General features: G+C 29.7%; 12 protein-coding genes. 3 read left to right on the forward strand and 9 right to left on the reverse strand.

What is annotated here, in order from left to right; translation table 11 throughout:
* The first annotated feature begins 4 nt into the window (after window positions 1–4).
* Both ACSV5T_RS09525 and ACSV5T_RS09530 read left to right on the forward strand, forming a co-directional pair.
* Window positions 5–2,296: a DNA topoisomerase gene (locus ACSV5T_RS09525; RefSeq protein ID WP_438320949.1), complete on the forward strand. Its 2,292-nt coding sequence runs from the start codon at window positions 5–7 to the stop codon at window positions 2,294–2,296.
* Between the two features lie 84 nt (window positions 2,297–2,380).
* Window positions 2,381–2,728 carry a hypothetical protein gene (locus ACSV5T_RS09530; protein WP_438320950.1) on the forward strand — a complete coding sequence of 116 codons (348 nt, stop codon included), beginning with the start codon at window positions 2,381–2,383 and terminating at the stop codon, window positions 2,726–2,728.
* Between the two features lie 591 nt (window positions 2,729–3,319).
* Here the strand turns inward: ACSV5T_RS09530 and ACSV5T_RS09535 are convergent.
* From ACSV5T_RS09535 to ACSV5T_RS09575, 9 genes are all read right to left on the reverse strand, one after another.
* Window positions 3,320–4,234, reverse strand: coding sequence for a DpnII family type II restriction endonuclease (locus ACSV5T_RS09535; RefSeq protein ID WP_438320951.1), 915 nt, complete (start codon window positions 4,232–4,234; stop codon window positions 3,320–3,322).
* Between the two features lie 8 nt (window positions 4,235–4,242).
* Window positions 4,243–5,076 carry a DNA adenine methylase gene (locus tag ACSV5T_RS09540; RefSeq protein WP_438320952.1) on the reverse strand — a complete coding sequence of 278 codons (834 nt, stop codon included), beginning with the start codon at window positions 5,074–5,076 and terminating at the stop codon, window positions 4,243–4,245.
* A gap of 28 nt (window positions 5,077–5,104) precedes the next feature.
* Window positions 5,105–5,869, reverse strand: coding sequence for a zeta toxin family protein (locus ACSV5T_RS09545; RefSeq protein WP_438320953.1), 765 nt, complete (start codon window positions 5,867–5,869; stop codon window positions 5,105–5,107).
* Window position 5,870: 1 nt separating this feature from the next.
* Window positions 5,871–6,080 carry a hypothetical protein gene (locus ACSV5T_RS09550; protein ID WP_419651238.1) on the reverse strand — a complete coding sequence of 70 codons (210 nt, stop codon included), beginning with the start codon at window positions 6,078–6,080 and terminating at the stop codon, window positions 5,871–5,873.
* Window positions 6,081–6,092: 12 nt separating this feature from the next.
* Entirely contained in the window at window positions 6,093–6,308 is a 216-nt protein-coding gene (locus ACSV5T_RS09555) for a hypothetical protein (RefSeq protein ID WP_438320954.1), read from the reverse strand.
* Window position 6,309: 1 nt separating this feature from the next.
* Window positions 6,310–6,939 carry an AAA family ATPase gene (locus ACSV5T_RS09560; protein ID WP_438320955.1) on the reverse strand — a complete coding sequence of 210 codons (630 nt, stop codon included), beginning with the start codon at window positions 6,937–6,939 and terminating at the stop codon, window positions 6,310–6,312.
* 160 nt (window positions 6,940–7,099) lie between these two features.
* A complete protein-coding gene (locus ACSV5T_RS09565; protein WP_438320956.1) occupies window positions 7,100–7,732 on the reverse strand; it encodes a recombinase family protein in 633 nt (210 codons plus the stop codon).
* A 266-nt stretch (window positions 7,733–7,998) separates the two neighbouring features.
* Window positions 7,999–8,289 carry a hypothetical protein gene (locus tag ACSV5T_RS09570; RefSeq protein ID WP_438320957.1) on the reverse strand — a complete coding sequence of 97 codons (291 nt, stop codon included), beginning with the start codon at window positions 8,287–8,289 and terminating at the stop codon, window positions 7,999–8,001.
* Window positions 8,264–8,455 carry a helix-turn-helix domain-containing protein gene (locus ACSV5T_RS09575; protein WP_285418050.1) on the reverse strand — a complete coding sequence of 64 codons (192 nt, stop codon included), beginning with the start codon at window positions 8,453–8,455 and terminating at the stop codon, window positions 8,264–8,266. The genes ACSV5T_RS09570 and ACSV5T_RS09575 overlap by 26 nt, the downstream gene beginning before the upstream one ends.
* A 1,534-nt stretch (window positions 8,456–9,989) precedes the next feature.
* Here ACSV5T_RS09575 and ACSV5T_RS09580 point away from each other — a divergent pair.
* Window positions 9,990–10,472, forward strand: a 483-nt coding sequence (locus ACSV5T_RS09580; RefSeq protein WP_438320958.1) for a replication initiation protein, incomplete at its 3' end; no start/stop codon positions are given.

The raw sequence follows: 10,472 nt of genomic DNA on the forward strand, positions 1-10,472 counted from the left end.
ATACATGAATTTATACATTACAGAAAAGCCTAGTGTAGCAAGAATTATTAAGGATTATCTTAATAATTCTGGTGCTAACTTTACATCAACCACCACTAACAAAGAAACAGATTCCCCTTTTTTCTTTGATTCTAACGGTAATTGTATTGCCTGGTGCGCTGGCCACTTGCTCCGACTACTGGATCCTAAAGAATATGATTCAAAGTACGCAAGCTGGGATGAAACATTACTTCCCATCTATCCAGAAGAATTAAAGAAATGTACAAGAGCGACTACTAAAGCGTTATACAAGCATTTACAAAAACAAATTAAAACAGCTACTACTGTATACCATTTAGGCGATCCAGACCGTGAAGGCTGCTTAATCGTTGATGAAATATTAAAGCAAGAAGGCTTTACTGGTACAGTAAAGCGTATCTTACTTAATGCACTAGATGAAACAAGCGTACAAAACGCTTTTTCATCCATACAAGATAATTCAGATTTTCAAACAATGACCGCTGCTGCAGAATCAAGAGCGGCCATTGATTGGTTAATTGGTATCAATTTAACCAGATTCTTTACCCGTATAGGCCAACATTCTGGTAATGCAGGTACATTACCTGTAGGCCGTGTAAAAGCGCCTGTATTGAAGCTAGTATATGATCGTGATATGTCTATTGAGCAGTTTGTACCTACTACCTATTACACAGTAGACGCTTATATAAACGGCAAAACCAAAATTACCTTAGAACACGATGATATTTTTGAAAAAGAACTAGCTGATCGCATTAAATCTGAAATCGAAGGTAAAGAAGCTACGGTATCTGAATTAGAGCGAGAAATAACAAATCATTTTGTTACTTCTCTATTTTCACTAGATACACTACAGGTAGAACTCAATAAACGCCATGCAATCAGCCCTTCTAATACGTTAGCTGCAGCGCAATCTTTATATGAAAAGGGTTATATTACCTATCCTAGATCAGACTGTAAATATTTACCTGACAGCCAAAAAGAACAGGCTGCAGGTATTATCCACAATCTGTTATCTAATGAACGTGTAACCGTTGCTGTTACTGATGAATCTGTGTTCACAACAGATAAAAAGCCTGTATACAATACAGGCAAGGTAACAGCCCATCATGCTATTATCCCGACTGTAAAAGAACTAACTAAAGAGGTATTAGAAACGTTTTCAACCGATGAGCAAACTGTATACCTAGAAGTGGCCAAACGTTACCTGGCAGCGCATTATACCAAGCCACTTGTGAAAGAAAAACTGGAAGCTACTATTGAAGTAGCCAATACAGCGTATACGATGAAGCTATCTGAAACACAGGTACGAGATGAAGGGTATAAGATTTTGTATATTGATCTTCTACCACCAGAAGAAATCTATGCAGAAGAACCTATCCCCTTCCCTATAGAACAAGGCGATACTTTTACGTTAAAAGATGTATTTGTTACCGATCATGTAACAAAACCGCCTAATCCATTTACAGAAGGTACCTTATTAAGCGCTATGAATCATATTGATAAATACGCTTATAATGCGAGTGAAAGCCAACTACAAACGCTAAAAAGCGTTAAAGGTATAGGCACACCAGCAACTAGAGCCACTATCATTTCTGAATTATTAGATCCTAAAAACCCTCTATTGTACAAAAAAGGGAAAGCCATTCATGTTACATCAACAGGGGCTAACCTGGTTACAGCCCTTCCAATCGTATTGTTAGAGCCAACATTTACGGCAGATATGGAAGAAAAATTATCTGCTATAGAAAATGGTTCATTATCTATCAAGGATATTATTTCTGATACAAAAGACTTTGTATCATCTGTTATTAACAATACAGATGTAAGAAAGTATGCTAAGGAAGCATTATTTAATCGTGATCATCCTTGCCCTAAATGTCATGAAGGGTACTTACATAAATTACATTCTAAAAAATTAGATCGTGATTTTTACAAATGCAGCGATCCAGAATGTAACTTTATGTGTAATGTTAAAAAGAACGGAACGCCAGACTATACAATCTGTCCAGAATGTAAAACTGGCTTTATCGTTACTAGAAAAGCTACTAAAGGTGATACAACGTTTGAATTTAGGGCTTGTACTAATTACCCAAAATGTAAATACATTGAAGGTAAAAATAAGCCACAGCCTAAAGGGCCTAAATGTCCTAAATGCGGTGAAGGTATACTCATCACACGCAAAGGTGAAAAAGACGGTAAAAAATGGCAGTTTAAAGGCTGTTCTAATTACCCAAAATGTGATTATAAAGAATGGGGATCTAGCAAGAAAAGTAAGTAATATTTTTAAATCAAAATATTTGTTTATATGCTTTTTTATGTTATAAAATATAAAAAAACATATTTTTACATAGGAGTATATAATATGACAAACCAATTAGATAAGATCCATTTATTATTAGAAACTATGAAGCAGTATGCTGCTGTTCCTATATCTAAACAAGCAGATCTTATTAAGCAGCTTACATTTATGATGGGTGCTATTTATACGAACACTAACAACAAGGCAGATCGTCTTTCTTACTACGCTAATATTTCTGCTATTTGTCAGACTAACCATATTGATTATGTAAATGCAGTACTAATCCCTGCTGGTAATCTGATAGCTAAAACAACGCTATCTGATGTAACGCAGCAGCAAGCATTTATTGATCAATGGGTATCTGACTATCAAGAAAAAGCTGATAATGTTACTAATCAAAAACAGCATTAAAAAAAGAACCTGGGGTCGCCATCCCAGGTTCTTTTCAAAGTTTTATATCATCATATTCTAACAAAGACTATTAAATTCAGCCAACCTGTCATTATTAGAGTATAACTACTATAAACCTAAGCGTTTACATATGATTTTAATAATTACTGTAGCAGTTACTTTAATAATTACACTTGTAATTATACTTAAAATCATAGTAATAATTATCAAACATAAATCTATATGCAATAATTTATATCCTTTCTGTGAAAACAACAATAAATATAATATATAGTATAAAAAATCATATTTCACCTTTTGACTTTTACTATACTATATAAGATTATACTTAAATTCTTTGTATGTATCAATATTGACATTTTGAGAATAATAAATATAGTTATGTCAAATTTATCGATTTAATTACTTTGTTTTTGAATAAAAATTCACAGCAAAAAACAAAATGATATAAAAAATGCTAAAAAAAAACATTTTATTATTTTCAAATAATTTGATATACTTATTTAAGTAATAATTATCAAGCGTAAATCTACTAAATGATTTACAAAAAAAAGAAACCTAAGTCGCCAACCTAGGTTTCTTTTTTTTGATCTAATCTATATAATCTTTTAAATAACCAGATTCAATCATTTTGTAGTTGAATACTTTCCCTATATATTCCATAGCTTCTATTAAATGTGATTTATCTGAATCCCATCCTCTGCCATCTGTAACATAAATAAATTCATGATTAGTGCGACTAAATCGATCATGTAAATCTTTAAATTCAGTTGCAGATGATTTGGATTTAGATCCACTAGAATTAAAATTATTTATTTCAAATAGATAGAGCTTTTTTCGTGCTGGATTAAATAATGAACCATCAAATCTTCTATTTTCAAAAGAATCATCTAAATCAATATCATACCATTCTTTAATATTAGATTTAGTGGTTTGTCCATGATATATCCAATTTTTAGTTTTAGCAATATCAGTTAAAACGGTAGATAAATATAGTTCTCCCATATTACCACTTCTATTTTTTCTTCCGTTTGAATCCATACCAGCTTCAACTCCTAAGGCATAATCATGTACAGATCGTTTTAACCCCATATTTAATACCCAAGACAACCCACTATCATGTAAGAATTGTAAATACAAATCTATCTTATCCATTTCTATGTCTTTGAAATTTAATGTATATACATGGTTTATTCCTTGGATTTTTAGTATTCGTTGGCTATATGGTTTCTCAAATTTATCTTTTCTTATACCTAATAGATATGGAACAAGCAAAAACATATTCGTGTTTTCTTTAAAAAAATCATCTATTTGTTCAATACTTTTTCCGATCAAATAATCTAATGTATAAAGTTCTGGAGTATCAAATAGTTCCATATTTCTTTTTACATTATCAAAATTTACCCAGTATGATGCTAAAAAACTTAATGATGAACGTGTTTCCATAAAGAATTCTAATTTTTCATTTGGATTTAAATTTAAGTATTCAAAAACATCGTATTTCATATTACCCCTTAAAAATTTGCTATTAAAAGCTCTTTAATTTTCCCTCTTTTTTGTGCATTACTATTAATCATTCTAGTAGCGCCAACTTCAATTATAGTTTTAGCTACTGGTTTATATAGTTCATATACTAATTGTGCAGATGAGTTAGAAAGAACAACAAATACCCCTTTTTGATCTAATTCTACAAATGTATCTCTTAATTTTATTTGTTCTTTATATCCAAATCCTGCAGCTGTATAACCAGTAAAACTTTCTGTAATGGATAGTGGTACATATGGTGGATCAAAATATACTAGATCACCTTTTTTTGCTGTTTTAACAGCATTTTCAAATGTATCATTTAATATTAAAACATCATTTGTATTAAAATAGTTACTAATATTCCGTAGATTTTCTTCATCTAAAATCTTTGGATTTTTATATTTTCCATAAGGTACATTGAATTGATTCTTTGAGTTTACTCTATACAAGCCATTATAATTAACTCTTAACATATAAAGAATACGAGCCGCTCTTTCAACATCATTCATTATATCAATGCGGCCATCACGATCTGCAGATCGTAAATCTAAATAATATTCTTTACTATTATTTGCCTTATGTTTATTTAATTCTAGAATCAAACTCTCTACATCATCTTTAATTACTTTATACGCAAGTATTAGTTCTGAATTATTATCATTAATAACAGCCTTTTTTGGTGATAATTCAAATAATAATGCGCCACCACCAACGAACGGTTCAAAATAACAATTAAATTTATTAGGAATTAATTTACTAATTTCTGGTAATAATTGCCGTTTTCCTCCTACCCACTTTGTAAATGGCTTTAACTTATTCAATGTTAATGTCTCCCTATTATGCATTACTTTATTTAGACATACCATTATTTATGAGTTTATTTACTTGTTTTAGTAGTCCTAATTCTTGCTTTATGATGTTTTGTAACTGGCTTATATCATTAAATCGAGAATCAAATAATCTAGTAGTTCGATTTCTAACCTCTAATTTATCAACTAAACCTGTTTTATAAACGCTCTCAACATTGCCAGCTAGATTAGCAGCTGTTTGATCAAAATATGTTCTATCTACACTTCTTGCAGGTAATCCCATATTAAGCATTTCAGCTTGTCTTTCAATAGTAGATTGCCACGCCAACTCTTTATCTACAGCAATAACATTTACCGTTGTTTTATATCCAGCAGCTTTTAACGTTTTCAAATAATCTAAAGGTGAATCAAGTGATTTAAAGGTACTTTCAATAATTACATTGTATTTATTTTCAGTAGCCTTTGCCAAAATATTACGAACCATTTTTCCGTAAAATGGGCCTGTAACAAAAGCTATATCTGATCCAACTAACTTTTGTAATTGTTGAAAGTTTGGATGGTATTGTCTAAACTGATCACCATCAATAGTCATTAAATTATTATTTAATCTTTTATTGGCTAACTTTACAAAAACAGATTTACCAGCACCAGGAGTGCCACCAGTAATAATTCCTTCTGGATTTGTTACTGGTGTTAAATTCTTGTTACTAGATAATATATGCTTCCATATTTTTTCTGTTAGCCTAACGGAATCAGCTTCTGTAAATTTTTTTAATCTCTCTATTTCCGCTAATTTATCATCCATTTTAAATACCTTCTAATATAGCTTGTTTTTGCTTAATAAATTCGCCTTCTTTTTCGTAATCAATTTCTTCTGGATCCATGCAATATAATTTATGTTTTAATTCTAATAACTCAATAATATCTGGATTATCAGTATCAACATCACGAGCAGTTACTGCAACTACATAAGAAATTAATTCAATCAATACATCTTTTTGCATAAAAGTAGCCATACTTAATTACTCCTATTCCTCATGTTTTTTCATATATTCACGTAACGCTTTACGGATAGTACCTCTAAAAGAGATACCTTCATTCTCTTTTTGATCTTTTAAAAATTTATATTCTTCTGGTGTTAAGTCAATCGTTGTACGTTGTTTTTCAACTCTTTTTGTATTTACAAGTAAGCTGGAATTTTTAACAAAATCACTTTCTTGTTTTTTCATAGTTTTAATTGCCATATTATTTTGCCCTTTCTATATATTGTCTAATTTCATTAGTTAAATTTACTATTTCTTCACTTGCTGGAGATTGTGGCGCTAATTCTACTACACTTTTACCAAAAGAATAAGCGTCTTTATATGCTTTTCTAGTACCTAGAATTGTATTTAATAATACAAAATCAAACTCACTATAAATTAATTCTTTTATATGTTGAATCTCTTTTTTAGCTTGTTTATTAACATTATTCAATAAAACAAACGTTTTATTTCGATCAATTACTTCACCAGCACTATTAAGTAATTCATTAAAATCTTGCAATCCAAATATTTCTACTTGGCTTATTGCTACAGGTGAAATAATCATATCAGAAACAATTAACCCCTGGCGAATAGAGTTGTTATCCATACCGCCAGAATCGATTATAAGATGTTTTTTCTTATTGCCTTTATATTCAGCAATAAGTTCTTCTGTTAATTCAGTATATACAGGTAATCGATTTAATCCTTCTTGTTCACGAAGTTGGAAGAATCGACTACTACTTTGTTGAATATCTAAATCAACAATAGGGGCCACTAAAGAAATAGATAAATTAGTAGCAATCATTGTTTTACCCACTCCACCTTTTGTATGGGAAATATTAATGATCATATCAAAATCCACCTTTCTTTTAATAATTCCATAAATAACTCCACCTATATATTAGCATATTTTTATGTCGAAGTAAATATTTTTATGTGGCATATTTTTATATAATTTTATGTTTTTATATCGACTAAAAACATAACTTTACATAAAAAAAAGAAGCCTGCTATTTTGCAGACTTCTTTTTTAATTCCGCTTGATATTCTTTTACTAAACGATAGAATGTATCTTTTTTTAACCCTAATAATTGCCAGGCCATAGTAGATGATACTTCTTTTTTTTGCCACAGATTATAAATCTTAATAAAGCCTTTATCAATTTGATGTTTAGGGCGGCCAAACTTAACCCCTCTTTTTTGTGCTGCTTCAATTCCTTCTTTCTGGCGTTTTTGCATTTTCTTTAATTCTGCTTCCGCCAGCGTAGCATACACTTCAATTAATAAGTTATTGATCATATCCATAATTGGTTTTGTTAAATCACCAAAAGAAGATAGATCAATTAACGTTGTAGGAATATCTAAAATACGTACAGTAACCCCTTTTTCGTGTATTTCTTTTAATACAGAAATAATATCCCGTTTAGATCGCCCCAGGCGGTCTAACTCATGAATATATAAAGTATCGCCATCTTGTAGGGCTTGTAATAAATGCTGCAGCGCTACACGATCTGTATTTTTCCCTGTAGCATAATCAATAAACAATCGTGATTCATCTGCACCCTGCTTTATTAATTCCTCTTTTTGACGATCTATATTCTGTTCCTTTGTTGATACACGAATGTACCCAAAATTAGCACTCATATAAACCCCTTTTTCGCAAAATTTAACAACACACTTTTTCAGATTTCTCAAAAAGTCCTATATTATACACTTTTGAGAAGGATTAAGCAAGTTGTTTTTTTTATTCTATAATAGCATACGTTTTTAGATAAAAAAAAACAGTTACCAGGGCAACTGTTTTTTAATTATGCTATTATATATATTTTTATGTTTATTAACATAAAAATATAGCATATATAAATTATCAAAAATAATCTATATATGCTATAGAGGAGATATAGATTTAATTACATAAAAAATGAAATTACACATATAAGGATAAAAACGCTCAATGATACCTTCCAATAATCAAAAATAAGGTTCATTAATTTACCACCTTGTAAACCTTGTTTTTTTAATTCTAATCGTTTTCTACCATATAGAATAACAAAAATTAATGCTACCCCAATTCTAACAACTGGATAATTTAGAAAAGCAGTAATTACAAAAAAAGCTATAAATAAAGGGAATACAAATAGTAATTCTTTTTGTCGCAATTCTTTTTGTAATTTATCATTCAAATTGATTTCTTGACTCAATTTCCTTCAACTCCTTTAATACCCAGCGTTCCACATATTTAGGTGGAATACGGTTACCAGATTCCCAATTTTCTAGTGTTCTTAATGGAATTTCCATTAATTCTGACATAGCTGCCCTAGTGAGACCTGCTGCAAGCCGAGCTTCTTTAAATATATTTTGTTCCATAACAAACTCCTTCATAGAATGGGTACCTTTTTCTATATTTATATTATATCACCCATTGGGTGATATGTAAATATATTTTTATGTTTTTTTATATAAAATAATATATTAAAACATAAAAATATATTTACCTTTAGGATCACTTGCTGCTTGTCGCTCTTTTAATTTATATTGTAATTCATGTAGCTTATCATGATTTCTCTTAAAAATAAAAAAATATTTTTATATTTTTTTATGCGAAAATACATAAAAAAACAGCACATATTAACTAGCTAGTAAAAATAGTAGTTAATATGTGCTTGTAAAAATTATGCACTTATATTATACGGTAGTTCAATTCATCAAACAAGTAAATTATCAAAATAGATTTATCGTACGCTGGTGATCTTAGAAATTGTATATCCATCGATTCCGATACAAGCGCAACGGTATTGTCAATCGATGAATATAGGGGTCCCGAGCGCTTAGTGGGAATTTGTATCGATAAGGGGTACAAATTCCCACTAAACGCTCGGGACCCCAATATACAATTTGACCGCCTGCCCCAAAGAATGGGGCAGGCGGTAGGGGATGATCTTAAAGTTGATTATAAACTAATAACTTAAAATTGATTTATTTGCTCTATATGGCGTTTTTATGATCTTTATGATAAATAACACTAGAAAATTATAAAAATCGCTTGTGAGTTAAATTTTCGCATTTTATTGATAATTAAATAGCAGATATATATTTTATTTTGATTAGTTAATTAATAAGAAGGAGACATTCTCCGATCTATAAAATTGTAACGAAAAAAATATATCTGATATAGGTACCCTTTTTCTGCATTGTAAGTCTTTGTTTTTTATTTAGAAAATATAAAGAGAAAAAAAGAAAATAAAAAACGTATTTCATTGATAATTCATATAGGTACCTTTTTTGTTGAGTACTTATTTTTTTCTTTCTTTTAAATATCTTTTTTATTCTTTTTATTCTTTTAGACCACTATTGAAGCCAGTATATATCAATGTTTATAAATGGTATAGGTACCCTTTTTGTTGGGTATAAGTACCCTTTTTGTTGGGTATAAGTACCCTTTTTGTTGGGTATAGGTACCCCCTTTGTTGGGTATAAGTACCCCTTTTGTTGGGTATAAGTACCCCTTTTGTTGGGTATAAGTACCCTTTTTGTTAGGTATAGGTGCCCCTTTTGTTGGGTATAGGTACCCCTTTTGTTGGGTATAGGTACCCCTTTTGTTGGTGTTATTTTTTTGAGATAAATGGATTAAAACCTATCATTTATAGTTGTAAAAAACATCTTTTAATTTGATAAATTTAATTATAAGTCTAGAATTATCTACTTATAATTCATATAGGTACCCTTTTTGTTGGGTAAGTTTTTTATAATTAAAATAGGTATCCTTGTATTGACAAAAGGGGTACCTATTAGTATATTAAAGTTGTTCAGACTTAATATTATATTTCCAAAGGAAAGGACTAATAGGTACCCTAAGATATACTTTATCATAAAAGGTGTACTTATAAAAGTGAACTCATTTATGAATCAATTAGAAGCATTACAAAATGCACAACAAAAAGGATATTGCATAATGATTAAGTACCATAATGATATGAATTTAGTCGCATTTAAAGACTTTAACCAGCGTGAATTAAATATATTTTTTTCAATTTGTTCATTATTAAAAGAAAGGGGAGAAGAACCTGTTACATTTTCTTTTAATGAGATAAAATCTATTATCAATATTAATATTCCTAATAACAATGTTTTTGAGAGTTTATTAGTATCTACATATGATAAATTACTACAATTACAACTGGGTTATCATAATGAGCAGAAAATAGTACGTTTTTCTTTATTTACTGGATATGTAGTAGATAAAGAAAAAAAAGAAGTTACAATTAATGTAAATCATGATTATTCTTATATTTTGAATGAATTATCTAAGAATTTTACTATTTTTGAATTACAAGAATTTAATTCTTTAGCTTCATCGTATTCTAAAAATATGTTTCGCTTACTA

The sequence above is a fragment of the Veillonella sp. ZSJB6 genome, from assembly GCF_051549505.1.
Taxonomy (GTDB): Bacteria; Bacillota; Negativicutes; order Veillonellales; family Veillonellaceae; genus Veillonella.

Bases quoted from the DNA above. Each gene is read 5' to 3' on its own strand.
- ACSV5T_RS09525 (WP_438320949.1), top strand. From the start codon at position 5: ATGAATTTATACATTACAGAAAAGCCTAGTGTAGCAAGAATTATTAAG.
- ACSV5T_RS09530 (WP_438320950.1), top strand. From the start codon at position 2,381: ATGACAAACCAATTAGATAAGATCCATTTATTATTAGAAACTATGAAG.
- ACSV5T_RS09535 (WP_438320951.1), bottom strand. From the start codon at position 4,234: ATGAAATACGATGTTTTTGAATACTTAAATTTAAATCCAAATGAAAAA.
- ACSV5T_RS09545 (WP_438320953.1), bottom strand. From the start codon at position 5,869: ATGGATGATAAATTAGCGGAAATAGAGAGATTAAAAAAATTTACAGAA.
- ACSV5T_RS09550 (WP_419651238.1), bottom strand. From the start codon at position 6,080: ATGGCTACTTTTATGCAAAAAGATGTATTGATTGAATTAATTTCTTAT.
- ACSV5T_RS09555 (WP_438320954.1), bottom strand. From the start codon at position 6,308: ATGGCAATTAAAACTATGAAAAAACAAGAAAGTGATTTTGTTAAAAAT.
- ACSV5T_RS09560 (WP_438320955.1), bottom strand. From the start codon at position 6,939: ATGATCATTAATATTTCCCATACAAAAGGTGGAGTGGGTAAAACAATG.
- ACSV5T_RS09565 (WP_438320956.1), bottom strand. From the start codon at position 7,732: ATGAGTGCTAATTTTGGGTACATTCGTGTATCAACAAAGGAACAGAAT.
- ACSV5T_RS09575 (WP_285418050.1), bottom strand. From the start codon at position 8,455: ATGGAACAAAATATATTTAAAGAAGCTCGGCTTGCAGCAGGTCTCACT.